At 64.6% G+C, this 25,713-nt stretch carries 28 protein-coding genes; 25 read left to right on the top strand and 3 right to left on the bottom strand.

Going from position 1 to position 25,713, the window contains the following annotated elements:
* Positions 1–12: 12 nt before the first annotated feature.
* From ETX26_RS04690 to ETX26_RS04705, 4 genes are all read left to right on the top strand, one after another.
* The gene (locus tag ETX26_RS04690; protein WP_225425504.1) at positions 13–537 is read left to right on the top strand and encodes a peroxiredoxin; all 525 of its coding nucleotides are present in this window, start codon (positions 13–15) and stop codon (positions 535–537) included.
* Between the two features lie 76 nt (positions 538–613).
* Entirely contained in the window at positions 614–1,741 is a 1,128-nt protein-coding gene (gene prfB, locus ETX26_RS04695; RefSeq protein WP_129524154.1) for a peptide chain release factor 2, read from the top strand.
* A 57-nt stretch (positions 1,742–1,798) separates the two neighbouring features.
* On the top strand, positions 1,799–2,539 hold the full coding sequence (locus ETX26_RS04700; RefSeq protein ID WP_129523495.1) for a class I SAM-dependent methyltransferase: 741 nt from the start codon (positions 1,799–1,801) through the stop codon (positions 2,537–2,539).
* Between the two features lie 24 nt (positions 2,540–2,563).
* On the top strand, positions 2,564–3,970 hold the full coding sequence (locus ETX26_RS04705; RefSeq protein ID WP_129523496.1) for an NAD(P)H-dependent flavin oxidoreductase: 1,407 nt from the start codon (positions 2,564–2,566) through the stop codon (positions 3,968–3,970).
* 106 nt (positions 3,971–4,076) lie between these two features.
* Here ETX26_RS04705 and ETX26_RS04710 read toward each other — a convergent pair whose 3' ends face one another.
* Positions 4,077–5,093, bottom strand: coding sequence for a 2-hydroxyacid dehydrogenase (locus ETX26_RS04710; RefSeq protein WP_129523497.1), 1,017 nt, complete (start codon positions 5,091–5,093; stop codon positions 4,077–4,079).
* A 91-nt stretch (positions 5,094–5,184) separates the two neighbouring features.
* Here ETX26_RS04710 and ETX26_RS04715 point away from each other — a divergent pair, with 91 nt between their 5' ends.
* Positions 5,185–5,664 carry an SH3 domain-containing protein gene (locus ETX26_RS04715; RefSeq protein WP_129523498.1) on the top strand — a complete coding sequence of 160 codons (480 nt, stop codon included), beginning with the start codon at positions 5,185–5,187 and terminating at the stop codon, positions 5,662–5,664.
* Between the two features lie 42 nt (positions 5,665–5,706).
* Here the strand turns inward: ETX26_RS04715 and ETX26_RS14235 are convergent, their stop codons facing one another.
* Both ETX26_RS14235 and ETX26_RS04725 read right to left on the bottom strand, forming a co-directional pair.
* On the bottom strand, positions 5,707–6,135 hold the full coding sequence (locus tag ETX26_RS14235) for a hypothetical protein (protein WP_165271688.1): 429 nt from the start codon (positions 6,133–6,135) through the stop codon (positions 5,707–5,709).
* A gap of 95 nt (positions 6,136–6,230) precedes the next feature.
* Complete coding sequence (locus tag ETX26_RS04725) at positions 6,231–7,427, bottom strand: thiolase family protein (RefSeq protein WP_129523500.1); 1,197 nt, start codon at positions 7,425–7,427, stop codon at positions 6,231–6,233.
* Positions 7,428–7,575: 148 nt separating this feature from the next.
* Between ETX26_RS04725 and ETX26_RS04730 the strand changes: the two genes are divergently transcribed.
* The 20 genes from ETX26_RS04730 to ETX26_RS04820 all read left to right on the top strand — a co-directional run bounded on the left by ETX26_RS04730 (position 7,576) and on the right by ETX26_RS04820 (position 25,711).
* Positions 7,576–9,006 (top strand): coniferyl aldehyde dehydrogenase, encoded by a 1,431-nt coding sequence (locus ETX26_RS04730; RefSeq protein ID WP_129523501.1) that lies wholly within the window; start codon positions 7,576–7,578, stop codon positions 9,004–9,006.
* A gap of 139 nt (positions 9,007–9,145) precedes the next feature.
* The gene (ndhC, locus tag ETX26_RS04735) at positions 9,146–9,520 is read left to right on the top strand and encodes an NADH-quinone oxidoreductase subunit A (RefSeq protein ID WP_129523502.1); all 375 of its coding nucleotides are present in this window, start codon (positions 9,146–9,148) and stop codon (positions 9,518–9,520) included.
* The gene (locus tag ETX26_RS04740; protein ID WP_225425505.1) at positions 9,511–10,095 is read left to right on the top strand and encodes a NuoB/complex I 20 kDa subunit family protein; all 585 of its coding nucleotides are present in this window, start codon (positions 9,511–9,513) and stop codon (positions 10,093–10,095) included. The genes ndhC and ETX26_RS04740 overlap by 10 nt, the downstream gene beginning before the upstream one ends.
* A gap of 10 nt (positions 10,096–10,105) precedes the next feature.
* Complete coding sequence (locus ETX26_RS04745; protein WP_129523503.1) at positions 10,106–10,999, top strand: NADH-quinone oxidoreductase subunit C; 894 nt, start codon at positions 10,106–10,108, stop codon at positions 10,997–10,999.
* A complete protein-coding gene (locus ETX26_RS04750) occupies positions 10,999–12,213 on the top strand; it encodes an NADH-quinone oxidoreductase subunit D (protein ID WP_129523504.1) in 1,215 nt (404 codons plus the stop codon). The genes ETX26_RS04745 and ETX26_RS04750 overlap by 1 nt, the downstream gene beginning before the upstream one ends.
* Positions 12,210–12,605 carry a hypothetical protein gene (locus tag ETX26_RS04755; RefSeq protein ID WP_129523505.1) on the top strand — a complete coding sequence of 132 codons (396 nt, stop codon included), beginning with the start codon at positions 12,210–12,212 and terminating at the stop codon, positions 12,603–12,605. The genes ETX26_RS04750 and ETX26_RS04755 overlap by 4 nt, the downstream gene beginning before the upstream one ends.
* Entirely contained in the window at positions 12,605–13,273 is a 669-nt protein-coding gene (gene nuoE, locus ETX26_RS04760) for an NADH-quinone oxidoreductase subunit NuoE (RefSeq protein ID WP_129523506.1), read from the top strand. The genes ETX26_RS04755 and nuoE overlap by 1 nt, the downstream gene beginning before the upstream one ends.
* The gene (locus ETX26_RS04765; protein ID WP_129523507.1) at positions 13,273–13,461 is read left to right on the top strand and encodes a hypothetical protein; all 189 of its coding nucleotides are present in this window, start codon (positions 13,273–13,275) and stop codon (positions 13,459–13,461) included. The genes nuoE and ETX26_RS04765 overlap by 1 nt, the downstream gene beginning before the upstream one ends.
* Positions 13,461–13,598, top strand: coding sequence for a hypothetical protein (locus ETX26_RS14240; RefSeq protein ID WP_263853360.1), 138 nt, complete (start codon positions 13,461–13,463; stop codon positions 13,596–13,598). The genes ETX26_RS04765 and ETX26_RS14240 overlap by 1 nt, the downstream gene beginning before the upstream one ends.
* Positions 13,598–14,890 carry an NADH-quinone oxidoreductase subunit NuoF gene (gene nuoF / locus ETX26_RS04770; RefSeq protein WP_129523508.1) on the top strand — a complete coding sequence of 431 codons (1,293 nt, stop codon included), beginning with the start codon at positions 13,598–13,600 and terminating at the stop codon, positions 14,888–14,890. Before ETX26_RS14240 ends, nuoF begins: the two co-directional genes overlap by 1 nt.
* Positions 14,887–15,438 (top strand): hypothetical protein, encoded by a 552-nt coding sequence (locus ETX26_RS04775; RefSeq protein ID WP_129523509.1) that lies wholly within the window; start codon positions 14,887–14,889, stop codon positions 15,436–15,438. The genes nuoF and ETX26_RS04775 overlap by 4 nt, the downstream gene beginning before the upstream one ends.
* Positions 15,431–17,428, top strand: coding sequence for an NADH-quinone oxidoreductase subunit NuoG (gene nuoG / locus ETX26_RS04780; RefSeq protein ID WP_129523510.1), 1,998 nt, complete (start codon positions 15,431–15,433; stop codon positions 17,426–17,428). The genes ETX26_RS04775 and nuoG overlap by 8 nt, the downstream gene beginning before the upstream one ends.
* The gene (nuoH, locus tag ETX26_RS04785; RefSeq protein WP_129523511.1) at positions 17,425–18,483 is read left to right on the top strand and encodes an NADH-quinone oxidoreductase subunit NuoH; all 1,059 of its coding nucleotides are present in this window, start codon (positions 17,425–17,427) and stop codon (positions 18,481–18,483) included. Before nuoG ends, nuoH begins: the two co-directional genes overlap by 4 nt.
* Positions 18,480–18,965 carry an NADH-quinone oxidoreductase subunit NuoI gene (gene nuoI / locus ETX26_RS04790; RefSeq protein WP_129523512.1) on the top strand — a complete coding sequence of 162 codons (486 nt, stop codon included), beginning with the start codon at positions 18,480–18,482 and terminating at the stop codon, positions 18,963–18,965. The genes nuoH and nuoI overlap by 4 nt, the downstream gene beginning before the upstream one ends.
* A gap of 27 nt (positions 18,966–18,992) precedes the next feature.
* Positions 18,993–19,616 carry an NADH-quinone oxidoreductase subunit J gene (locus ETX26_RS04795; protein WP_129523513.1) on the top strand — a complete coding sequence of 208 codons (624 nt, stop codon included), beginning with the start codon at positions 18,993–18,995 and terminating at the stop codon, positions 19,614–19,616.
* On the top strand, positions 19,613–19,918 hold the full coding sequence (gene nuoK / locus ETX26_RS04800; protein ID WP_119512137.1) for an NADH-quinone oxidoreductase subunit NuoK: 306 nt from the start codon (positions 19,613–19,615) through the stop codon (positions 19,916–19,918). The genes ETX26_RS04795 and nuoK overlap by 4 nt, the downstream gene beginning before the upstream one ends.
* A 6-nt stretch (positions 19,919–19,924) precedes the next feature.
* On the top strand, positions 19,925–21,985 hold the full coding sequence (gene nuoL, locus ETX26_RS04805) for an NADH-quinone oxidoreductase subunit L (protein WP_129523514.1): 2,061 nt from the start codon (positions 19,925–19,927) through the stop codon (positions 21,983–21,985).
* Positions 21,985–23,544 (top strand): NADH-quinone oxidoreductase subunit M, encoded by a 1,560-nt coding sequence (locus tag ETX26_RS04810; RefSeq protein WP_129523515.1) that lies wholly within the window; start codon positions 21,985–21,987, stop codon positions 23,542–23,544. Before nuoL ends, ETX26_RS04810 begins: the two co-directional genes overlap by 1 nt.
* Entirely contained in the window at positions 23,544–25,004 is a 1,461-nt protein-coding gene (nuoN, locus tag ETX26_RS04815) for an NADH-quinone oxidoreductase subunit NuoN (RefSeq protein WP_129523516.1), read from the top strand. Before ETX26_RS04810 ends, nuoN begins: the two co-directional genes overlap by 1 nt.
* On the top strand, positions 25,001–25,711 hold the full coding sequence (locus ETX26_RS04820) for a biotin--[acetyl-CoA-carboxylase] ligase (protein ID WP_129523517.1): 711 nt from the start codon (positions 25,001–25,003) through the stop codon (positions 25,709–25,711). Before nuoN ends, ETX26_RS04820 begins: the two co-directional genes overlap by 4 nt.
* Positions 25,712–25,713 lie beyond the last annotated feature (2 nt).

A 25,713-nucleotide genomic window follows, 5' to 3' on the forward strand; every position in this document is an offset into this window, starting at 1 on the left:
AGGAAACTTGCCATGGCTGCCGCGTTCGCTGCGGTCCTCGCTGCGCCGGCATCGGCCGAGCTGCCCGTCGGCGCGGAAGCGCCGCTGTTCGCCACGGAAGCCGCGCTGGGCGGCGAGGTATTCGCGTTCAACCTTCGAACGGCGTTGGCGAAGGGGCCGGTCGTGCTCTATTTCTATCCCAAGGCGTTCACCAAGGGATGTACGCTCGAAGCGCGTCAGTTTGCCGAAGCTGCCGACGAATTCGCATCGGCGGGAGCAACGGTGGTCGGCATGTCCGCCGACGATATCGACACGCTGAAGCGTTTCTCGACCGAGGAATGCCGCGACAAGTTCGCTGTCGGCACAGCGACGCCCCGGATCATCGAAGCCTACGATGCGGCGCTTGTCCGCAATGGCAGCGATACGGGAATGACCGAGCGCACGAGCTACGTCATCGATCAGGCGGGCAGGATCGCATTCGTCCATTCGGACCTCGACTACCGTGATCACGTTCGCCTCACGCTCACGGCGGTGAAGAAGCTCAAGCAAGGCCGCTGACGGCTCCGGAAGCTTCCCTTTCGCTGTTGCCGGAGCTCCGCTAAGCGGTCGGCCAATTCTGTTGGAGAATCAATTTATGCGTGCCGAAGGGCAGGCTCATATCGATCGTATCGATGCGGCGCTGGCGCTGGTGCGCCAGTCGCTCGACTGGGAGCGTGCGTTGCGACGGCTGGACGAGCTGAACGCGCGCGTCCAGGACCCCTCGCTGTGGGACGACCCCAAGGAAGCACAGGCAATCACGCGCGAGCAGAAGCGGCTTGAGAGCGCGATCAGAACCGTGCGCGAGATCGAAGACGAGAAGAACGACGCCATCGAGTTCGTCGAAATGGGCGAGGCCGAAGGCGACGAGGGCGTTGTCGGCGACGGGCTCGCGAGCCTCGAGAAACTCGCCGTCCGCGCCGATGCCGATAAAGTGCAGGCGCTGCTTGCGGGCGAGGCCGACGCCAATGACACCTACCTCGAAATCCACGCCGGTGCCGGTGGGACCGAGAGTCAGGACTGGGCCGAGATGCTGCTGCGCATGTACGCGCGCTGGGCCGAGCGGAGAGGTTTCAAGGTCGAGACGGTCGAGTACCAGGCGGGCGATCAGGCGGGGGTCAAGAGTGCGACGTTACTGATCAAGGGCGAGAACGCCTACGGCTATGCAAAGACCGAGAGCGGGGTGCATCGGCTGGTGCGGATCAGCCCCTACGACAGCGCGGCGCGGCGGCATACGAGCTTCAGCTCCGTATGGGTCTATCCGGTCATCGACGACCAGATCGACATCGACATCAACCCGGCCGACCTCAAGATCGATACCTACCGCGCAAGCGGGGCGGGCGGTCAACACGTCAACACGACCGACTCGGCTGTGCGCATCACCCACGTTCCGAGCGGAATCGTCGTTGCCAGCCAGAATGACCGGAGCCAGCATAAGAACCGCGAAACCGCGATGAACATGCTGCGTGCGCGGCTATACGAAGAGGAACTGCGCAAACGCGAGGAAGCAGCAAGCGCCGAACACGCGAGCAAGAGCGACATCGGCTGGGGTCACCAGATCCGGAGCTACGTCCTGCAGCCGTACCAGATGGTCAAGGACCTGCGCACCGGCGTGACCTCGACCTCGCCCGACGACGTGCTTGACGGCGCCCTCGATCCATTCATCTCCGCCGCGCTGGCACAACGGGTTACCGGTGAAAAAGTCGACGTCGAGGACGTCGAGTAGGGCGGGACGGCAGCTTTGCCACGCCGCTGCGTTCCCGCTAGGGGCGGTCGGAGACACATGAAGGCTTTGTTACCCCTCCTCGGTGCCGCCCTGGCCCTAGGTCTCGCCGCGTGCGAGCCGGTCGAGGGCGACCGCCCCGACACCGCGCGTGATTTCCCGCGTCCCGACCGGCCGGTATCCGATCTCGGCGCCAACCAGTTTTCGACCGAAGACGCGCGGGACAGCGTGGGCGAGGCGCGCAAAGTGATGGATTTTGCCGAGATCGAGCTCGGGATGAGCGTTGCCGATATCGGCGCAGGTGAGGGTTACTACACCGTTCGCCTTGCCGATCGCGTAGGCGAAGAGGGGCGCGTGCTTGCGCAGGATATCGACCGCGATGTGCTTGATCGACTCGCGCGTCGAGTGGAGCGCGAGCGGCTCGACAACGTTTCGATCAAGCTCGGTGAGACGGACGATCCCAAGCTGCCCGAGAGCAGCTTCGACCGCGTCTTTATGGTGCATATGTACCATGAAATAGGGGAGCCCTACGCGTTCCTGTGGCGCATGTGGCCGGCACTGCGTGAGGGTGGTCAAGTGATCGTGGTCGACGTCGACCGCCCTACCGATCAACACGGGATCGATCCTCTTCTGCTGGCGTGCGAGTTCACGCAGGTCGGTTTCGAGCTGGTGACTTTTCGTGACGCGCCGGAGCTGGCCGGGTACTATGCACAGTTCAAGCGGGCCGCTAAGAGGCCCCGACCGGAAGACATAAGACCGTGCCGGGGAACGCCGGGCGAGGCAGACAGTACGGCACAATAGCCGCGTACAAGGACTAGCAGTTCAATGGCATTCAAGGGTTTGAGCCCGATTGTTTACGGTGGCCGCGAGGTCTGGCCGCTCATCGAAGGTGGGAAGGGCGTTTCCGCGACCAACCACGCGAGCTCGGGTGCCTGGGCCGCTGCGGGCGGTATCGGCACCGTCAGCGCCGTCAACGCCGACAGCTACGACGCCGAAGGCAAGATCATCCCGCAGATCTACGACCAGCTCACGCGCAAGGAACGGCACGAGCAGCTCGTCCGGTATGCAATTGACGGCGCCACCGAACAGGTGAAGCGCGCCTATGAAATGGCAAGCGGAAAGGGCGCGATCAACATCAACGTGCTGTGGGAGATGGGGGGCGCGCAGCAAGTTCTCGAAGGCGTGCTCGAGCGGACGAGGGGGCTCGTGACCGGGGTCACATGCGGCGCGGGCATGCCTTACAAGCTGGCCGAGATCGCAGCCCGCTTCAACGTCAGCTATCTGCCGATCATCAGCTCCGCGCGCGCGTTCCGTGCCTTATGGAAGCGCAGCTATCACAAGGTGAGCGAGCTGATGGCCGCAGTCGTCTACGAAGACCCATGGCTCGCCGGCGGGCACAATGGCCTCTCGAACGCGGAGGACCCGGCGAAACCGGAGGATCCCTATCCTCGTGTGAAGGCTCTGCGCGAGACGATGCGTGCCGAAGGGGTGAGCGAGGATGTGCCGATCGTCATGGCCGGCGGCGTCTGGTTCCTGCGCGAGTGGGACGACTGGATCGACAATCCCGAACTCGGCAAGATCGCCTTCCAGTTCGGTACGCGCCCTCTGCTGACCGAGGAAAGCCCGATCCCGCAAGGCTGGAAGGATATGCTCCGGACGCTCGATCCCGGCGATGTGCTGCTGCACAAGTTCTCGCCCACCGGGTTCTACTCGTCCGCGGTCAAGAACCCGTTCCTGTGGGACCTCATCCACCGCAGCGAGCGGCAGATCCCTTATTCCAAGGTCGAGGCGGGGGAGCACACCGTTCAGCTCGACGTGGGCATCAAGGGCAAGAACTTCTGGGTCACGCCGAAAGACCGCGAACGCGCGCGGGGCTGGGTGGCCGAAGGCTTCACCGAAGCGCTCAAGACGCCCGACGATACGGTCGTCTTCGTCACCCCGGAAAGCCGCGCCGAGATCCGCAAGGACCAGGCGGATTGCATGGGCTGCCTTTCGCATTGCGGGTTCTCGTCGTGGAAGGATCATGACGACTACACCACCGGCCGCCTCGCCGACCCGCGCAGCTTCTGCATTCAGAAGACGCTGCAGGAAATCGCACATGGTGGCGACGTCCAGCATAACCTGGCCTTTGCCGGCCACGCGGCCTATCGCTTCAAACAGGACCCGTTCTATTCCAACAACTTCACCCCGACGGTGAAGCAATTGGTCGATCGCATTCTGACGGGCGACTGATGCCGGGCCGCCATCCCGGCCGAGCTGGAATCGCGCCGAGAGCTAACTCCTCACGCGAGCGCGTTCTGGCTTGCACCGGGAGAGGCGCTTTCGCGCGATTCAAAGCTTAAACCAGTGCTTCGAGCACCTGGTCGGGTGGACGGTGACCGTCTGCCCAGAAGCGGATGTTGGCGATCACCTTTTCGCCGGAAGCCTCGCGTCCTTCGACGGTGGCGCTGCCGATGTGCGGCTGTGCGATGACATTCGGCAAGGCGACCAGGCGCGCATCAACTTTGGGCTCCTCCGGGAACACGTCGAGCCCCGCGCCGCCCAGATGGCCGCTTTCGAGCGCGTCGATCATCGCCTCGTAGTCGATGAGATTTGCTCGCGCCGTGTTGATGAGCGCGGCTCCTTGTTTCATGAGGCCGATCCGGCGGGCGTTGATCATTCCCTCGGTCTGCGTCGTTGCCGGGCAGTGCAGCGTGACGATATCGGACCGCGTCAGGAGATCGTCGAGCTTCTCGACGTATTCGGCCCCGAACATCGATTCGACCGCCTGGGGCAGCCGGTGGCGGTTATGATACTGGATTTGCAGCCCGAAGGCGCGTGCGCGGAAGGCGACTGCCTGCCCGATCCGGCCCATACCTACGATCCCGAGGACTTTGCCGCCGAGCTTGTGCCCGAGCATTGCCGAGGGAGCCCAACCGGTCCAGCGTTCCCGCCGGATCAGTGTGGTGCCTTCGCGCAAGCGGCGGGGTACACCGATGATCAATGCCATCGTGAGATCGGCGGTATCGTCGGTGAAGACGCCGGGCGTGTTCGTCACCATGATCCTGCGCGCGGCCGCGGCGGCGAGATCGATGTGGTCGGTGCCTGCGCCGAAGCTCGCGATCAGCCCGAGGCTTTCGCCGGCCTGGGCGATCAGCTCTGCGTCGATCCGGTCGGTGACAGTGGGGACAAGCACGTCGCACTCGCGCATCGCCGCAGCGAGGTCTTCGCGGGTCATGGGCGTGTCGGCGCGGTTCAGGCGGGTTTCGAAGAGCTCTTCCATCCGCGCCTCGATCGAAGGGAGAAGGTGCCGCGTCACGATGACGCGAGGTTTGCCCGCAACCCGCCGATTCGAGGTGTCTCCCGCTTGGTCCATGTGTGCCGCGCTAGGATGGGCAACGCGCCGCGGTCAAGCCATGCGCATATCGCTTGAAGCGCTGCCGCCCCCCAATCTATGGATGAAGCCCATGTGCCGTTTCATTCTCGCTGCCGTTTTCACGCTCTTCGCCATTGGCGGTTCCGGCTATGGCCCGGCCTCGGCGCAGGAGCGCGAGGTGCCCTACTGGGCGACGATCGACACCAGCAAGCTCAACATGCGGGTGGGGCCGAGCGTCAACTACCGCATTGCATGGGTCTACAAGCGTCCGGGGCTGCCGGTGAAGGTGATCCGTGTCATCGATGGCTGGCGCCTCATACGCGACCCCGACGGAGATCAGGGCTGGGTAGTCGCTCGCCTGCTAAGTGCGGATCGTGGTGCAGTCGTCGTCGGGGAAGGGCTTGCAGCGATGCGTGAAGCGCCTTCGGACAACGCGAAGTTGCGATGGAATGTCGAGGCCGGAGTGGTCGGCAAGCTCGGCGAGTGCGAGAATGACTGGTGCACCTTCGATGTCGATGGGCGCATCGGCTGGGTGCGAGCGGAACGGCTGTGGGGCGCCGGCGATCCGTAGAGGCGGGGCGGCAATGAGCCGCCCCGAAACGTGGGCTCTAGATCATCCGGTAGCGTTCGAAGCCTTCGCGACGGTCACCGTGGTGCCGTCGTCCGCCGTTGCGGTCCAACTCCCGTCGGCTGCGGGCTCGCTGTCGGTCCAGCACAGTTCCGCCCCCCCTTCGGGTGTGAGGCAACTCTTGCCATCCTTCACCTCCCAGGTGCCGCGGGCCGTTTCGTCCTCCCCCATCATGTCGATGTAGGTGCCGTCCGCGTTGATGGTCGTGCTGGTGACGGTGCCGTCCGCCCAGGTCACGGTGTAGGTACCAGCGGCCTCGTCGCCGGCGAGGGCGGACCTGCCGGCCGCAGGTTCTGCCGTCTCGGCGGGAGCCGCCGCGGTATCGGTCGTCTCCGCTGGTGTCGGGGTCTGTGCGGCTTCCTGTGAGCAGGCGGACAGTGCGACCGCTGCAGCAATCAAAACAAGGCTTCTCATCTCCCAGATCTCCTTATTTCCCGGAGGTTAGGCGATGATACCCCTGTGCGACGCGTGCGGCAAACGGTCTCGGTCGAGTGTCACCGGCGGAGGTATCAGATCAGCTCGACCGCCACCGCAGTGGCCTCGCCGCCACCGATGCAGAGCGAGGCGATGCCGCGCTTCTTGCCCTGGCGCTTGAGCGCGTTGAGCAGGGTGACTATGATCCGCGTGCCGCTCGCCCCAATGGGGTGGCCGAGGGCGGTGCCGCCGCCGTTGATGTTGATCTTCTCGTGCGGGATACCGATGTCGCGCATCGCGAACATGGCGACGCAGGCGAACGCCTCGTTGACTTCCCACAGGTCGACGTCGTCGACCGACCAGCCGGCCTTGTCGAGCACCTTCTGGATCGCGCCGATCGGGGCGACCGTGAACTTCGCCGGTTCCTGCGCATGCGCGGCCATGGCGACGATCTTCGCGACCGGGGCGAGACCCTTGTCCTTCGCGACGCTTTCGCGGGTCAGGACGACGGCGGCCGCGCCGTCGGAGATCGAGCTGGAGGTGGCGGCGGTGATCGTGCCGTCCTTGGCGAAGGCGGGCTTGAGGGTCGGGATCTTGTCGGGCTTACCACGGCCCGGCTGCTCGTCGGTGTCCACCACGGTCTCGCCAGCGCGAGTGGTGACGGTGACGGGAACGACCTCGTCGGCAAAGGCGCCGCTCTCGATCGCGGCGTTCGCGCGCCGAAGTGACTCGATCGAGTAGTCGTCCATCTCCTCGCGGGTCATCTGGTATTCGTTCGCGGTCTCCTGCGCGAACGTGCCCATAGCGCGGCCTGCCTCGTAGGCATCCTCGAGCCCGTCGAGGAACATGTGATCGTAGGCCGTGTCGTGGCCGATGCGCGCGCCGGAGCGGTGCTTCTTGAGCAGGTAGGGCGCGTTGGTCATGCTCTCCATACCGCCAGCGACGACGAGATCGATCGTGCCCGAGGCGAGCGCCTCCGCGCCCATGATGACCGTCTGCATGCCGCTGCCGCAGACCTTGTTCACCGTCGTCGCCTGGACCGACTTGGGCAGGCCGGCCTTGATCGCCGCCTGACGGGCCGGCGCCTGACCAAGCCCTGCGGGGAGGACGCAGCCCATGTAGATGCGCTCGACGTCCTCGCCGGACACGCTGGCGCGCTCGACCGCGGCCTTGACTGCGGTGGCGCCGAGATCGGTCGCCGAAACGTCCGCCAGGGCGCCTTGCATGCCGCCCATCGGGGTGCGCGCATAGGAGAGGATCACGACGGGATCGGCGGCGGAAAACTGGGCCATCGGGAGAATGCCTTTCGGTTGGACTCGTGTCTTTGGCGGCCTAGGTAATGTTGCAGTGCGGCAAAGGCAAATCGCGCGATTGCGGCGCTTGTCAAAGGCGAGGGTCTGGTGAACACTCGGTAGCAAAGAGAAACCAGTGGAGAGAGCGATGGCCGAGTCCCCGAAGTCCGCAATGGCGACCTTGCTGCACAAGCAGCGCGATGCCTTCACCGCCGCGCGGCCCGAAGGGCTCGACGTGCGCCGCGACCGGGTGAAGCGGGCGATCGCCCTGCTCAAGGAAAACGCCGAGGCGCTGTGCAAGGCGATGAGCGCCGACTTCGGCAATCGCAGCCCCCATCAGTCGATGATCACCGACATTGCCGGCACGGCGAACTTCGGGAAGTACTGCCTCAAGCATCTCGACAAGTGGGCGAGGGCGGAGAAGCGGCACGTGCAGTTCCCGCTCGGTCTGCTCGGCGCGAAGGCGGAGGTGCGCTACGAACCGAAGGGCGTGATCGGGATACTCAGCCCGTGGAACTTCCCCGTGAACCTGAGCTTCGGGCCGCTGATGCAGGTGCTCGCGGCGGGCAACCGTGCGATGATCAAGCCGAGCGAATTCACCGAGCGGACTTCGGAGGTCTCGGCGGAGCTGTGCGCCAGGTATTTCGACGAGGTTGAAGTCGCCTTCGTCACGGGCGGTCCGGAGGTCGCCCACGAATTCTCCGCCCTGCCGTTCGATCATCTCGTCTTCACCGGCTCCACCGCGACCGGGCGCAAGGTGATGGAAGCGGCGGCAAAGAACCTGTGCCCGGTCACGCTCGAGCTCGGCGGCAAGTCGCCGGTGTTCCTCGGCCGCAGCGCCAATCTCGAACAGGCTGGGGAGCGGATCGCACTCGGGAAGATGCTCAACGCCGGCCAGATCTGCCTCGCGCCCGACTACATGTACGTGCCCGAGGAGAAGGAGGACGCGGCGGTCGCGGCGGTCGAGCTGGGCGTTCACAAGATGTATCCGACCCTGCTCGAGAACGAGGACTACGCCTCGGTCGTGACCGATCGCCACTTCGACCGCCTGCAGGGCGTGGTCGCCGACGCGCGCGACAAGGGCGCCGAGGTGATCGAGGTCAATCCGGCGGACGAGGACTTCGGCAACACCAACGCGCGCAAGATGCCGCTGACGATTCTGCGGGGGGTCACCGACGACATGCAGGCGATGCAGGAGGAGATCTTCGGCCCGGTGCTGCCGGTGAAGACCTACAAGGACGTCGACGAAGCGATCGATTACGTGAACCGGCGGGATCGGCCGCTGGGTCTCTACTACTTCGGGCAGGATTCGGGCGAGCGCGAGCAGGTGCTGAGGCGGACGATCTCCGGTGGGGTGACAGTCAACGATGTGCTGTTCCACGTGTCGATGGAGGATCTGCCGTTCGGAGGCGTCGGTCCGAGCGGAATCGGCTCCTATCACGGTGTCGAAGGGTTTCGCGAATTCAGCCACGCGCGCAGCGTCTACACCCAGCCGAAGATCGACATTGCGAAGCTCGCGGGGTTCAAACCGCCTTATGGCGCGGCGACCGAAAAGGCGGTCCGCACGATGATGAAATAACGGTTGGAGCGCAGCTCTTCGTCTTTCGACAACTGTTGCGAATCGTTCGCATTTCCATGCCCTTGCACCATGCGGGTGAGGGGCCTAGAGGCGGGCGCGAAACATCCTTCCCCATGGGAATCGCCCCAAGGAAAACCGTGTGGTCGACCTGAGCCAATACCTTCCGATACTGATCTTCCTGGTCATCGCCCTGGGCCTCTCGGCAGCGTTCGTTTTTCTGCCGATGGGCGTGGCGCGCCTGACCGGCGCGCATAACCCCGACGCCGAGAAGCTGAGCGAGTACGAATGCGGTTTCCCTGCATTCGAGGATCCGCGCAGCCAGTTCGACGTGCGCTTTTACCTTGTTGCGATCCTGTTCATCGTGTTCGATCTCGAAGCGGCATTTCTGTTTCCTTGGGCTGTCAGCCTCGATCTGACCGGATGGCCCGGCTGGATCACGATGATGATCTTCCTGTTCGAACTCGCCGTGGGCCTTGCCTACGCCTGGAAAGTGGGAGCCCTGGAATGGGAGTAGACCACAGCCCGACGCGCCCGAAGCTCAACCCCGCGCTGCACGATGCGCCGACCGCACGCGGCGGTGAGGTGCGCCAGCCAGACGGAGACTACTTCCGCGCGCTGCAGACCGAGGTGAACGACAAGGGTTTCCTCGTCACCAGCACCGAGGATTTGTTCCAGTGGGCTCGCACGGGTTCGCTGTGGTGGATGACCTTCGGTCTCGCTTGCTGCGCGGTCGAGATGATCCACGTGAACATGCCGCGCTACGACATGGAGCGCTTTGGTGTCGCCCCGCGCGCCAGCCCGCGTCAGTCGGACGTGATGATCGTCGCGGGCACGCTGTGCAACAAGATGGCCCCGGCACTGCGCAAGGTCTACGACCAGATGTCGGATCCGAAGTACGTCATCTCCATGGGCAGCTGCGCCAACGGCGGCGGCTACTACCACTACAGCTATTCGGTGGTGCGCGGGTGCGACCGCATCGTGCCCGTGGACATCTACGTGCCTGGCTGTCCGCCGACCGCTGAAGCGCTGCTCTACGGCGTGATGCAGCTTCAGCGGAAGATCCGCCGCGAAGGGACTATTGAGAGGTGATTGGCTCACGATGACCGTGGTTCATTCCGCCCCCAGGTTCGCCTCCAACGAAGGTGTGAAAGCCGCGCTTTCGACGGCGCTCGGCGACATGCTCGTCGAGGCGCACGAGGAGCATGGCGAGATCCTGCTGACCGTGAAGCGCGGGCGCATCGAGCATGCGCTGCGCCTGCTGCGCGACGAGCACGATTATCAGCAGCTTATGGAGATTGCCGGGGTCGACTACCCGCAGCGCGCCGAGCGCTTCGAAGTCGTCTACATGCTGCTCAGCTTGACGAAGAACCATCGCGTGATGGTCAAGGTCACCGCGTCGGAGAAGACTCCGGTACCGACCGTCACCACGCTATGGCCCAACGCGGGCTGGCTCGAGCGCGAGGTGTTCGATCTCTACGGCGTGCTGTTCGATGGCAATACGGACTTGCGTCGCATCCTCACCGACTATGGGTTCGAGGGGCATCCCTTCCGCAAGGACTTTCCGCTCACCGGCTATACCGAACTGCGCTATTCCGAGGAGGAGAAGCGCGTTGTGTACGAGCCGGTCGACCTGCCGCAGGATCTGCGCCGGTTCGACTTCATGAGCCCATGGGAAGGCGCGGATTATGTGCTCCCGGGTGATGAGAAGGCGGACATTCCGCCCGTCGAAGAGGTGAAGACCACCGAAAAGGAGAGCGAGACCGGCGCCGGCGAGGAAACGGACAGAAAAGCGGCCGAGAAGGTCGCGCCGGCGGAGCGGTCGAGCGGTTCGGTGGCCGGGCAGGGCGATGCTAATCCGGCGCCTGTGGACACGGGCGAAGATGAACCCGACGCACCCAAGCCGACGGAAGATCGCCCGGATCGGAAGCCGCGCAAGGAGACCGCTCGCGACACCTCAGGCGCGACCGAGCCCGAAGAGAACGGAGAAGACTGATGGCGGGCCTGATTCAGGAATCCTCGCCGACCACCGAAGGCGAGGCCGTCTCCAACTACACGATCAACTTCGGGCCCCAGCACCCGGCCGCGCACGGCGTGCTGCGGCTGGTGATGGAGCTCGACGGCGAGATCATCGAGCGGATCGACCCGCACGTTGGCCTGCTCCATCGTGGCACCGAGAAGCTGATCGAGCACAAGACTTATCTGCAGGCGCTGCCGTATTTCGACCGGCTCGATTACTGCAGCCCGATGTGCATGGAGCACTCGTGGGTGCTCGCGATCGAGAAGCTGCTCAATCTCGAAGTGCCGCTCCGAGCGCAGTATCTGCGGGTGCTGTTCGCCGAGCTGACGCGCATCAAGAATCACATGCTCAACATCGGCAGCCACGTCATGGACGTGGGAGCGATGACCCCGAACCTGTGGCTCTTCGAACTGCGCGAAGACTGCATGAATTTCTATGAGCGGGTTTCGGGTGCGCGGATGCACGCCGCCTGGTTCCGTCCGGGCGGTGTGCACGAAGACGCGCCGCTCAAGCTGCTCGCCGACATCGGCGACTGGGTGGACAAGCGCCTGCCGGAGCTGTTCGGGGACGCGATGAGCCTCGTTATGGACAACCGCATATTCAAGCAGCGCAATGTCGACATCGCGGTCGTCAGCAAGGAAGATGCGATCCGCTGGGGCTTTTCGGGCCCCATGATCCGCGCATCCGGCATTCCCTGGGACCTGCGCAAGAGCCAGCCTTACGATGTCTATGACCGGATGGACTTCGAAGTGCCGGTCGGGACGAACGGCGACTGCTACGACCGCTTCATGGTACGTGTGAAGGAAGTCTACGAGAGCGCGAAGATCATCAAGCAGTGCCTCGCCGAGATGCCCGAAGGGCCGGTGCAGAGCACCGATGGCAAGGTCTCTCCGCCCCGGCGCGGCGAGATGAAGCAGTCGATGGAAGCGCTGATCCACCATTTCAAGCTCTATACCGAGGGCTTCCACGTGCCCGCCGGCGAGGTCTACGTCGCGACCGAGAGCCCCAAGGGCGAGTTCGGCGTCTATCTCGTGGCGGACGGATCCAACAAGCCCTACCGCTGCAAGATCCGCCCGACCGCCTTCAGCCACCTTCAGGCGATCGATTTCATGGCGAAGGGTCACATGCTGCCGGATGCGACGGCCATTCTTGGCGCGATCGACGTGGTATTCGGGGAGTCCGATCGGTGAAGCGTGCAGCTTTTGCGATTAGTATTGCCGTCGGCCTGCATTCGTCGGTATTCGCCCAGGATTCTGAACAGGAAAAAGTGGTTGCAGCTGTCAAGGCTGTTAGTTCCGCAATCAGCGATGGCACAGATCTAGCCTCACTCGATCTGATGCCCGAGCTCGACGAGGCTACGATCACTGAGCTCAAGAGCCTCAAAGGCTGCGACGGTAGTGCGTTAAGGGAATCCACGCTTGAAGTGGTGAGGCTCTTTTATCGCTGCGGTAAAATCGCGAGACCTCGGAACGGGCCCATCAAATTGCCAAGGGCCGCGACGGTGGAGTTGCATTTCGAGGGCGGCAGCATGACCAAATTGACCGTCGATGAAGTTCAGGCCGTGCCAGTTGGAGGCTACTAGTGGCCGATAGGCAACCCGCACCCGATACTCCCGAGCTGCGCGAGCGCTGGGGCTCGTTCGAGTTCTCGCCCGCCTACAAGGCGAAGGCCGACAAGGCGATCGCGCGCTACCCGCAGGGGCGCCAGCGCTCCGCGGTCATGCCGCTGCTCGACCTTGCCCAGCGCCAGGTCGGCGAGGAGACGAACACCCAGGGCTGGCTGCCGCTGCCGGTGATCGAATACGTCGCGCGCTATCTCGACATGCCGGTGATCCGCGTGCTCGAGGTCGCCACCTTCTACTTCATGTACAACCTGCGGCCGGTGGGTAAGTACCACGTGCAGGTCTGCGGCACGACGCCGTGCATGCTGCGCGGTTCGGACGATCTCCTCGAGACGTGCAGGAAGCGCGGCATGGTCAAGGGCCATGTTTCCGAAGACGGGCTGTGGACGCTGACCGAAGTCGAGTGCATGGGCAATTGCGCAACCGCGCCGATGGTCCAGATCAACGACGACAACTACGAGGATCTGACGCCCGAGCGGCTCGAGCACATTCTCGACGAGCTTGCCGCCGGCCGCCAGCCGAAGACGGGCACGCAGGAGCCGGGGCGCCACACCAGCGAGCCGCTCGGCGGGCCGACCACGCTCAAGGAAATGGTCACCGAGAACCACGATTACCGGGGGGAATGGTGATGTCCCAGCCCCGAATGCTGCAACTGGCCGGGATCGTGTTTCTCGTTTGCGCGATGGCCTTTCTGCTGGGTGACAACACGGCTCTCGGCGCCAGCTTCGTGGCGATCGGCTCCGCTTTCCTCGCCATTTCCGCGAGCCAGCTGAAGAGCCGCGAGATCCGCGAACGGCAAGAGAAGGGGGGCAACTGATGGACGTCGTCGCCATTCTCGTCGCGCTCGTGCTGATCTTTATCGCCTGGAAGGTGCTCGCCGGTCTCGTGAAGTTCGGCGTCATCGTCCTCGTGGCGGCGGCCGCGATCTATTTCGTTTCGCAGGGGATCATGTGATGCTGGCCGACAAGGATCGCATCTTCACCAACCTCTACGGCTTCCAGGACTGGGGCCTGAAGGCGGCGCAGGCGCGCGGCGACTGGGACGACACCAAGGCGCTGATCGGACGCGGGCAGGACGCCATCATCGACGAGATGAAGGCCTCGGGCCTGCGCGGGCGCGGCGGTGCGGGCTTCCCGACCGGCCTCAAGTGGTCGTTCATGCCCAAGGAAAGCAAGGACGGCCGTCCGAGCTTCCTCGTCATCAATGCCGACGAGTCCGAGCCCGGTTCGTGCAAGGACCGCGAGATCATCCGCCACGATCCGCACAAGCTGATCGAAGGCGCGCTGGTGGCCGGCTTCGCGATGCGTGCGCGGGCGGCCTACATCTACATCCGCGGCGAATATATCCGCGAGGCCGAGACGCTGCAGGCGGCGATCGACGAGGCCTATGACGCCGGCCTCATCGGCAAGAACGCCAGCGGCTCGGGCTACGATTTCGACGTGTTCCTCCATCGCGGGGCGGGTGCCTACATCTGCGGCGAAGAGACCGCGATGATCGAGAGCCTCGAGGGCAAGAAGGGCCAGCCGCGCCTCAAGCCGCCGTTCCCGGCCGGCGCGGGCCTCTATGGCTGCCCGACCACGGTCAACAACGTCGAATCGATCGCGGTCGTCCCCACGATCCTGCGCCGCGGTGCCTCGTGGTTCGCCAGCTTTGGGCGTGAGAACAACGCTGGCACCAAGCTGTTCCAGATCAGCGGCCATGTCGAGAAGCCCTGCGTGGTCGAGGAAGCGATGAGCATCCCGTTCCGCGAGCTGATCGAAAAACACTGCGGCGGCATTCGCGGCGGGTGGGACAATCTGCTGGCGGTGATCCCGGGCGGTTCCTCCGTGCCGCTCGTCCCCGCCGAGCAGATCATGGACTGCCCGATGGACTTCGACGGGCTGAAGGAACTCGGCTCGGGCCTCGGCACCGCGGCGGTGATCGTGATGGACAAGTCGACCGACATCGTCCGCGCGATCAGCCGGATCAGCTATTTCTACAAGCACGAGTCCTGCGGCCAGTGCACCCCGTGCCGCGAAGGCACCGGGTGGATGTGGCGCGTGATGGAACGCCTGCGCACCGGCGATGCGGCGATCGAGGAGATCGACATGCTGCAGCAGGTGACCAAGCAGGTCGAAGGCCACACCATCTGCGCTCTGGGCGACGCCGCAGCGTGGCCCATCCAGGGCCTGATCCGCCACTTCCGTCCCGAGCTGGAACGGCGGATCGAGGAGCATAACGCAAGATATGCGGAGGCTGCGGAATGAGAGTCTCGTTATTGATACTGGGCGTTGGCATCGCGATGGTTGCCACTCCTTCTCTCGCAGGAAAGAAGGAAGACGCTTACGCTAAATGTGCATGGGACGAAGCACCGGTATCGGCCGCAAATTGGCTCACTCTGCCGGTGCCTGCAAAGTATCCGTTGCCGGGAAATATTACCCGCGAATACGCTCTCAAGCAAAGACTCGATGCGGCATGTTTGGACAGGCTCATCGCAGAGGGAATTAGCCGTCCGAGGGCGCTTTCTGCCAAGAAACTGCGCGCGGCGTTGGAGCAGACGCGACCTGCAGAGCTGGTCCTCGAAGAAGAGGATCCCAAAGCCTTCGTGTGTTTCCGCTACTTCGAAAACGATACTGCAATGAAGAACCCGGCCGCTGTCCGTTGGGGTTACGGCAGGGATATGTCCAAATCACAGTTTGGAACCACGACATCGATCTTCGCAGAAGAAAGTGGCGGGGGAGTTTCGCTCTCAGAGGACGGTGGATTGGAAAAATGTCAGTTTGTCCGATCGGACGGGAGCCTGGTCGATGCCTAAAGTCACCGTAGACGGTCAGGAAATCGAGGTCCCCGACGGCGCGACCGTGTTGCAGGCGTGCGAGCTGGCGGGGAAGGAGATTCCGCGCTTCTGCTATCACGAGCGGCTCTCGATCGCCGGCAACTGCCGCATGTGCCTGGTCGAAGTGAAGCCCGGACCCCCCAAGCCGCAGGCGAGCTGCGCGCTGCCCGCGACCGACGGACAGGAGATCCGCACCGACAGCCAGATGGTCAAGACCGCGCGCGAAGGGGTGATGGAGTTCCTGCTCATCAACCACCCTCTCGACTGCCCGATCTGCGACCAGGGCGGCGAGTGCGACCTGCAGGACCAGGCGGTCGCCTACGGCCGCGGCGGCTCGCGCTATCACGAGAACAAGCGCGCGGTGACCGAGAAGTACATGGGCCCGCTGATCAAGACGATCATGACCCGCTGCATCCACTGCACCCGCTGCGTGCGCTTCTCCGAGGAGATCGCCGGGGTGGACGAGATCGGCGCGCTCTATCGCGGCGAGGACATGCAGATCACGACCTACCTCGAGCACGCGGCCAAGCACGAGCTTTCGGCCAATGTGATCGATCTGTGCCCCGTCGGCGCGCTGACCAGCCGCCCCTACGCGTTCGAGGCGCGGCCGTGGGAGCTGAGGAAGACGCTCAGCATAGACGTTTCGGACGCGGTGGGCGCGAACATCCGCCTCGACAGCCGCGGGCGCGAGGTCATGCGGGCGCTGCCGCGCATCAACGACGACGTGAATGAGGAGTGGCTCAGCGACAAGGGCCGCTACATGGTGGACGGGCTCACGCGCCGCCGGCTCGACAGGGTGTGGATCCGCAAGGGCGGCAAGCTGCAGCCGGCGAGCTGGGAAGACGCGTTCAAGGCGATCGCGAGGGCCAAGCCAGGCAGCAGCATCGCCGCGATCGCCGGCGACCTGGTCGACTGCGAGACGATGTTCGCGGCCAAGAAGCTGCTCGGCGCGCTCGGCTCGAGCCTGATCGAAGGGCGGCAGACCGGGCTCAACTACCCGACGGACAATCTCGCCGCAGTGAACTTCAATTCGACCTTCGCGGGGATCGAGACGGCCGATGCGATCCTGATCGTGGGCAGCCACGTCCGCTGGGAAGCGGCGCTCGTGAACGTGCGCCTGCGCAAAGCGGTCAAGCGCGGGGCGAAGATCTTCGTGGTCGGCCCGCGCTGGGAGACGACCTATCCGGCCGAGTTCCTGGGCGACGACGTGAGCGTGCTCGGCGATCTTCCCTCTGAAGTCGCCGACCTGTTCGAGAAGGCCGAGCGCCCGGCGGTGATCGTCGGTGCCGGCGGCCTCGCGGCCGGTGCCTTCCCGTCCGCCCTTGCGCTCGCGCAGGGCTGGAGCAGGGAAGGGTGGAACGGCTTCAACGTCCTCCACACCTCCGCATCGCGCATGGGCGGGCTCATGCTCGGCTATGCGCAGAAGGGCGGCATTGCGGACGTGGTGAAGGCGGAGCCAAAGGTCGTGCTCGCGCTGGGCGCCGATGAAGTCGACTGGTCGGCGTTCGGCAAGAGCCTCAAGGTTTATATCGGCCATCACGGCGACAAGGGCGCGCACGCGGCGGACATCATCCTGCCCGCGGCGAGCTATGCCGAGAAGGACGGGACCTACGTCAACACCGAAGGCCGCGTGCAGTTCGCCGAGAAGGCGGTGTTCGCGCCGGGCGACGCACGCGAGGACTGGACGATCCTGCGCGCGCTCGCCGATGCGCTGGGCGTCGAAGTCGGCTTCGACAGCTTCGCCGAACTGCAGGCCGCGATGATCGCGGAAGTCCCCGCGCTGGGGGTCGAAGGTCTTGCCGACTACGGCAGGCTTCCCACGGTGAAGCCGGCCAAGGCGAAGGGCGCGATCTCCTATCCGATCAAGGACTTCTACCTGACCAACTCGATCGCCCGCGCCAGCGCCGTGATGCAGCGGTGCTCGGCCGAACTTCTCCACGGCGAGGAAATCCTGGAGGCGGCGGAATGACCGCGTTCTTCCAATCGCTCGGCATGAGCTACGAGTGGGCGTGGTTCGTCGCCACGGTCGCCGGCATCCTGTTGATTGCGCTGCCGCTGATGCTGGCGGTGGCGATGATCATCTACGTCGACCGCAAGGTATGGGCCGCGATGGCGCTGCGGCGCGGGCCCAACGTGGTCGGGCCTTTCGGGCTGATGCAGAGCTTCGCCGACGGCCTGAAGGTGTTTCTGCAGGAAACGATCATCCCTTCGGCGTCGAACAAGGGGCTGTTCCTGATCGGGCCGATCGTGACCTTCACGGTTGCTCTGCTCGCCTGGGCGGTCATCCCCTTCGGGCCGGAGGCCGTGCTTGCCGACATCAACATCGGCCTGCTTTACGTGCTCGCGATCAGCTCGCTCGGGGTATACGGCGTCGTCATCGCCGGCTGGGCCTCGAACTCGAAGTACCCCTTCTTCTCGGCGATGCGCGCCGCGGCGCAGATGATCAGCTACGAGGTGTCGATCGGTTTCATCCTCGTGTGCGTGATCCTCTACGCGGGCACGAGCAACTTGAACGATATCATCGAGGCGCAGCGCGGCCACGGCTTCGGCCTGGTCAACGGGTTCTTCTTCAACCTGCTGCTGTTCCCGATCTGGATCATGTTCCTGATATCGAGCCTCGCGGAAACCGCGCGCGCGCCGTTCGACCTGACGGAAGCGGAGAGCGAGCTCGTCGCCGGTTACCAGACCGAGTACAGCTCGATGAGCTTCGCCCTGTTCTGGCTTGGTGAATACGCCAACGTCCTGCTGATGTGCGCGCTCAACGCGATCCTGTTCTTCGGCGGCTGGCTGCCCCCGCTGAACGTGGACCTGATCCCGTGGTTCGACATCCCGGGCTGGATCTGGCTCTTCGCCAAGATCTTCCTGTTCTTCTTCATCTTCAGCTGGGTGAAGGCCACCGTCCCGCGCTTCCGCTACGACCAGCTGATGCGCTTGGGCTGGAAGGTCTTCCTGCCGCTGAGCCTGCTGTTCGTGGTGCTCGTGAGCGGCTGGCTGATGTTCACCCGTTATGGAGTCGCCGCATGAGCGTCGCGCAACTCGTCAAGTCTTTTACCCTTTGGGAGTTCGTGAAGGCACATGCCCTCACGCTGAAGTACTTCTTCAAGCCCAAGGTGACGATCAACTATCCGTTCGAGAAGAACCCGATCAGCCCGCGCTTCCGCGGCGAGCATGCGCTGCGCCGCTATCCCAACGGGGAAGAGCGCTGCATCGCGTGCAAGCTGTGCGAGGCGGTCTGCCCCGCGCAGGCGATCACGATCGAGAGCGAGCCGCGCGCAGACGGCAGCCGCCGGACGACTCGCTACGACATCGACATGACCAAGTGCATCTACTGCGGCTTCTGTCAGGAAGCCTGCCCGGTCGATGCGATCGTCGAGGGGCCGAACTTCGAATTCTCGACCGAAACGCGCGAGGAACTGCTCTACGACAAGGCGAAGCTGCTGGCCAACGGGGACAAGTGGGAGCGCGCGCTCGCTGCCAACCTTGAAGCCGATGCGCCCTACCGCTAGGCGCCGCCGCAACGAGATTCAGGGGCCATGATCCAGACCTTAGCCTTTTACCTATTCGCGTTCCTTGTGATCGCCAGTGGCGTGTTCACGATCATGGCGCGCAACCCGGTGCATTCGGTGCTGTGGCTGATCCTCGCGTTCTTCAACGCCGCGGGGCTGATGGTCATGGTGGGGGCGGAGTTCATCGCCGCGCTGCTGGTGATCGTCTACGTCGGCGCGGTCGCGGTACTGTTCCTGTTCGTCGTGATGATGCTCGACATCGATTTCGCCGAGCTGCGCGCGGGGTTCGTGAAGAACTTCCCTCTCGGCATCGCCATCGCGCTCGTGCTGCTCGCGGAGCTGGTGCTAGGCATCGGCGCCTACCGCGCAGGTGCGATCGAGCTCGGTGTGCCAAACGGCAGCGCAGCTCCCCTGATGGACCGCAGCAACATAGAGAGCCTCGGCGCTGTGCTCTACGGCGAATACCTGTTCCTGTTCGAAACGGCTGGCCTGATCCTGCTCGTGGCAATGGTGGGTGCGATCGTTCTCACCCATCGCGAACGGCCAGAGGGTGCGCGCGGCCATCAGAACATCGGCAAACAGATCGGCCGTCGCCCCGAAGACGCGACGGAGATGAAGCGGCCCGAAGTGGGCAAGGGGGTCGAGCTGTGATCGGCATCGAACACTACGTGGTCGTCAGCGCGATTCTGTTCGTGCTCGGCGTTCTCGGGATCTTCCTCAACCGCAAGAACGTGATCGTCATCTTGATGGCGATCGAGCTGATCCTGCTGGCGGTGAACATCAATCTCGTGGCCTTCAGCGCCTTTCTCGGCGACATGACGGGGCAGGTCTTCGCGATGTTCGTGCTGACCGTCGCCGCCGGCGAGGCCGCGATCGGGCTGGCCATCCTCGTCATCTACTTCCGCGGCCGCGGCACGATCGCGGTCGACGACGTCAACCGGATGAAGGGATAAGCACCGGTGCAATCGATCCTGCTTATCGTCTTCCTGCCGCTGCTCGCGGCGGTGGTCGCCGGGTTGGGCAACCGCGCCCTGGGCAACACGGTCGCCAAGTCGCTCACGACCGGCGCGCTCTTCATTTCGTGCGCCCTTTCCTGGCCGATCTTCCTCGGGTTTCTGAACGGAACGGCCGAGGCGCACGTGGTCCCGGTGCTGCTCTGGGTTCAGTCGGGAACGCTGAGCTTCGACTGGGCGCTGCGGGTCGACACGCTGACCGCTGTCATGCTGGTGGTGATCACCAGCGTCTCCGCGCTCGTTCACCTCTACAGCTGGGGCTACATGGACGAGGACCCGGATCAGCCGCGGTTCTTCGCCTATCTCTCGCTGTTCACCTTCGCCATGCTGATGCTGGTGACGGCGGATAACCTGGTGCAGATGTTCTTCGGTTGGGAAGGCGTCGGCCTCGCGAGCTACCTGCTGATCGGCTTCTGGTTCAAGAAGCCGAGCGCCAACAAGGCCGCGATCAAGGCGTTTGTGGTCAACCGGGTGGGCGACCTCGGCTTCATGCTCGGCATTTTCGGCACGTTCCTCGTCTTCCAGACGACCTCGATCCCCGAGATCCTCGCGGCCGCGCCGGGTATGAGCGGCAGCTCGGTCGGCTTCCTTGGCATGCGGCTGCAGACGATGGACGTGCTGTGCATCCTCCTGTTCATCGGCGCGATGGGCAAGTCGGCGCAGCTCGGCCTGCACACCTGGCTGCCCGACGCGATGGAAGGCCCGACACCAGTTTCCGCGCTGATCCACGCCGCGACGATGGTCACCGCGGGCGTGTTCATGGTCTGCCGCCTCTCGCCGATGTTCGAGACCGCACCGGTTGCGCTCGGCATGGTGACCTTCATCGGCGCCGCGACCTGCTTCTTCGCCGCGACGATCGGCACGACGCAGTGGGACATCAAGCGGGTCATCGCCTATTCGACCTGCTCGCAGCTCGGCTACATGTTCTTCGCCGCGGGCGTCGGCGCCTACGGCGCGGCGATGTTCCACCTGTTCACGCACGCCTTCTTCAAGGCGCTGCTGTTCCTCGGTGCGGGCTCGGTCATCCATGCGATGCACCACGAGCAGGACATGCGCTATTACGGCGCGCTGCGTAAGCACATCCCGTTCACCTTCTGGGCCATGATGGCGGGCACGCTCGCGATCACCGGTGTGGGCGTCTACTGGCTGCACGCGGGCTTTGCAGGCTTCCACTCGAAGGATGCGATCCTCGAGGTTGCCTTTGCCCGCGGGACGGAACTCGGTACGTTTGCCTTCTGGATGGGTGCGATCGCCGCGCTGCTGACGAGCTTCTACTCGTGGCGCCTGATGTTCCTGACCTTCTGGGGCAAGCCACGCTGGGCGGCCAGCGAGCATATCCAGCACGCGGTCCATCACGGGCACGACGAGCCGGAGGAGCACAATCCGCCGGCGCAGGAAGATGCCGGCGACGAGGCGGTGCATCACGTTCCCTCGCCCGAGCATGGCGACGGCACGGCGGGCTATCACCCGCACGAGAGCCCGCTGACCATGCTGGTCCCGCTCGGCCTGCTGACGCTCGGCGCGATCTTCGCGGGCTGGGTCTTCAGCCACGCCTTCCTCGACGACCCGGCGTTCTGGGGTGACTCGATCTTCTACAACGAGGCGCTGATCCACCAGATGCACGCCGTGCCGCTGTGGGTGAAGCTGACCGCGACGATCGTCATGCTGCTTGGCCTGTTCGGCGCCTGGCTCGCCTATATCCGCGACACCTCGATCCCGGGCAAGTTCGTCGAGCAGTTCAGCCTGCTGCACAATTTCGTCTACCGGAAGTGGTACTTCGACGAGCTCTACGACCTGATCTTCGTGAAACCCGCGTTCTGGTTCGGGCGCCAGTTCTGGAAGCGCGGCGACGTCGGCCTGATCGACCGCTTCGGCCCCGACGGGGCGGCCTGGGTGGTCGCCAAGGGCAGCGTCGCGGCGAAGAAGATGCAGTCCGGATATCTCTATAGCTATGCGCTGGTCATGCTGCTCGGGCTGGTGGCCGCGGTTACGTGGGTGCTGATGTAATGGGGGGCTTCCCGATCCTTTCCGTGATGCTGCTGGTGCCGCTGCTGGCGGGCGTGGCCTGCCTGTTCGTGGAGGCGAAGGCGGCGCGCACGATCGCGCTGGCGGCGACGCTGATCGACCTCGCGCTCGGCGTGGTGCTGTGGCTCAACTTCGACATCGGCGGTCCGCAGTGGCAGTTCACCGAACGCGCACCGCTCTTCGCGGGCTTCAGCTACGCGCTCGGGATCGACGGGATCGCGCTGCTGCTGATCGTGCTCAGCGTGTTCCTGATGCCGATCTGCATTCTCGCGAGCCACTCGATCGAGAAGCGCGTCGGCGAATACATGGCGGCCTTCCTGTTCATGGAAGTCCTGATGATCGGCGTCTTCGCCGCGCAGGATCTGCTGCTGTTCTACATCTTCTTCGAGGCCGGCCTGATCCCGATGTACCTGATCATCGGCATCTGGGGCGGCCAGAACCGCATCTACGCGGCGTACAAGTTCTTCCTCTACACGCTGCTCGGCTCGGTGCTGATGCTGATCGCCATGCTGTGGATGGTGAACGAGGCGGGGACGACTGACATCCCGACGCTGATGCAGTACGACTTCCCCGTCGGCGCCCAGACCTGGCTGTGGCTCGCGTTCTTCGCCAGCTTCGCGGTGAAGATGCCGATGTGGCCGGTGCACACCTGGCTGCCCGACGCGCACGTCCAGGCGCCGACCGCGGGCTCGGTGATCCTGGCGGGCGTGCTGCTGAAGATGGGCGGCTACGGCTTCATCCGCTTCAGCCTGCCGATGTTCCCCGAGGCGAGCGCGCAGTTCGTGTGGCTGATCTGGGGCCTGTCGATGGCCGCAGTGGTCATCACCAGCCTGATCGCGCTGGTGCAGCAGGACATGAAGAAGCTGATCGCCTATTCGTCGGTCGCGCACATGGCGATCGTCACCGTCGGTCTGTTCGCGTTCAACGTGCAGGGGCTCGAAGGCGCGATGATCGTCATGCTCAGCCACGGGCTCGTGTCGGGTGCGCTGTTCCTGTGCGTGGGCGTGATCTACGACCGGCTCCACACGCGCGAGATCGACCGCTACGGCGGCCTCGCGATCAACATGCCGAAATATGCGCTGTTCTTCCTGCTGTTCACCATGGCGAGCATCGGCCTGCCGGGGACCAGCGGCTTCGTCGGCGAGTTCCTCAGCCTCGCCGGCATCTATCAGGCGAACACCTGGGTCACCCTGGTGTGCGCCACGGGTATCATTCTGGGCGCGGGATACATGCTCTATCTCTACTGGCGCATTGCGTTCGGCGTGCAAAGGAATGCGGACGCCGCCGCCATGCCCGATCTCTCCTTGCGCGAATGGCTCATGCTGGGCCCGATCGCCGCGGCCGTCCTGTGGATGGGCGTCTATCCGGAAAGCTTCCTCGCCCCGATGCGTCAGGACATTGCTGCTCTCGATGCGCGCCTCTCGCGCGCTGCACCCGAAGGTGATGCGCACCTCGTCGCCGGCACGCCGCGTGCCGAGGCCGCCAACGCCGTGGAGGGCACGCACGATGCCGCCCACGGCGAAGCGGAGGGAGCGCACTGATGGACTTCAAGGCTTCCCTCGCGCTCATCGCGCCCGAGATCCTGCTCAGCCTCTCCGCGCTGGCGCTGCTGCTGGTCGCGGCCTGGAGCCGCAATTCCAGCCGCTTGGTGAGCATACTTGCCGCCGTCGCGCTCGGTGGGGCGGCGTTCCTTGCCGCGCCCGCGCTCTGCGCCGGTGCCATGGGGCCGGACACGGCGGCCTTCGGCGGGCAGTTCGCCGCCGATGCCTTCGCTTCGTTCTCGAAGATCCTGATCTACGTCGCGGCCATCGGCTGCCTGATGATCGCGCCTACGTTCTTCGACCGCAACGGCGCGATGAGGCCCGAGTATCCGGTGTTGGTGCTGCTCGCCACGCTCGGCATGGGGATCATGGTTTCGGCGACCGACTTCATCACCCTCTATGTCGGGCTCGAGCTCAACAGCTTGGCTGCCTACGTCCTCGCATCGTTCATGCGGACCGACGACCGTTCCGCCGAGGCAGGGCTCAAGTACTTCGTGCTGGGCGCACTGGCGAGCGGCATCCTCCTCTACGGCATCAGCTTGGTCTATGGCTTCACCGGCGCCACCTCGTTCGAAGGCGCGCGCGCCGCGCTCGCGGGCGAGCTTTCCATGGGCGCGTTGTTCGGGCTGATCTTCGTGCTCGCCGGCCTAGCATTCAAGATCTCGGCCGTGCCGTTCCATATGTGGACGCCGGACGTTTACGAGGGCGCTCCGACGCCTGTGACGACGTTTTTCTCGACCGCGCCGAAGGTGGCGGCGATCGCGCTTACCGCACGTGTCGCGCTCGACGCCTTCGGCATGCAGGCCGATGCCTGGCGGCAGATCGTGATCTTCGCGGCGCTGGCCTCGATCATCCTCGGCGCGCTTGGCGCGATCGGTCAGAGCAACCTCAAGCGGCTGCTCGCCTATTCGTCGATCAACAACGTCGGCTTCATCCTGATCGGCCTTGCCGCCGCGACGGTGGGCGGTGTTTCGGCGATGCTGGTCTATCTCGCGATCTACGTGGCGATGTCGCTGGGCAGTTTCGTTGCCGTGCTCATGCTGCGCGATGCGGAAGGGCGGCAGCTCGAAGGGATTGCCGACATTGCCGGATTGTCGCGCACGAAGCCCGTGCTCGCGCTGTGCGTCGCGGCCATGATGCTCAGTCTCGCGGGGATTCCGCCGCTGTTCGGCTTCTGGGGCAAGCTGGTCGTGTTTCAGGCCGCGGTGGAGGCCGATCTCGCGGTGTTGGCCGCGATTGGCATCGCGGCCAGCGTGATCGGCGCCTTCTATTACATCAAGATCGTCAAGGTGATGTACTTCGACGAGCCGGCCGACGTGGTGAAGGGCGGGAGCGACTGGGCGCACTGGTTGATCCTGGGCGTGACAACGCTGTTCGTCTCGCCGCTGGGATATTTGCTGACGGGCCCCTTGGGCGATCTGGCCGACAGGGCAGCGGCCGCGCTGTTCTTCGTCGCTTGATCCACACCGTCACAGAAACCGGATCGACCAGTGCCGACCTCGCCGCGCGGTTGCGCGCGGGGGAGCGCGTCGCGGAGGGTGACTGGCTGGTTGCGGACCGCCAGGTCGCGGGGCGGGGACGCCAAGGCCGCCCGTGGCAAGATGCGTCGGGCAATTTCATGGGGTCGACCGTGGTTCACCCAGGCCCCGGCGATCCACCCGCGCACACTCTGACGCTGGCTACGGCGCTGGCGGCCTACGAAGCCGTCGTGCCGCTGCTTTCCGACCCGCGTGCGCTCGCCATCAAGTGGCCGAACGACCTCCTGCTTGGCGGCGCCAAGCTCTCGGGCATATTGCTCGAGCGTGAAGGCGACGCGGTTGTGGTGGGCATCGGAATCAATCTTGCGCAGGCGCCCGACCTGCCGGACCGGCCGACGGTGGCCCTGTCGGATCTCGGACCGGCGCCCGATCGCGATGCATTCGCTATCACCCTGGCGGCCGCCTTCGATCGGGAGATCGAGCGCTGGCGGACTTTCGGCATCGAACCGCTGATCCGTCGCTGGCTGGCCGTGGCGCACCCGCTCGGCACCCCGCTCAAGGTGCATGATGCCGACGGCGTGCCGACCTACGGCACCTTTGCCGGCCTCGCGCCCGACGCATCGCTTCTCCTGCTCTTGGAAGACGGGACGACCCGTGTCATCCACGCAGGCGATGTGACGCTCGGCTGAAG

The organism is Pelagerythrobacter rhizovicinus (genome assembly GCF_004135625.1).
GTDB lineage: Bacteria > Pseudomonadota > Alphaproteobacteria > Sphingomonadales > Sphingomonadaceae > Pelagerythrobacter > Pelagerythrobacter rhizovicinus.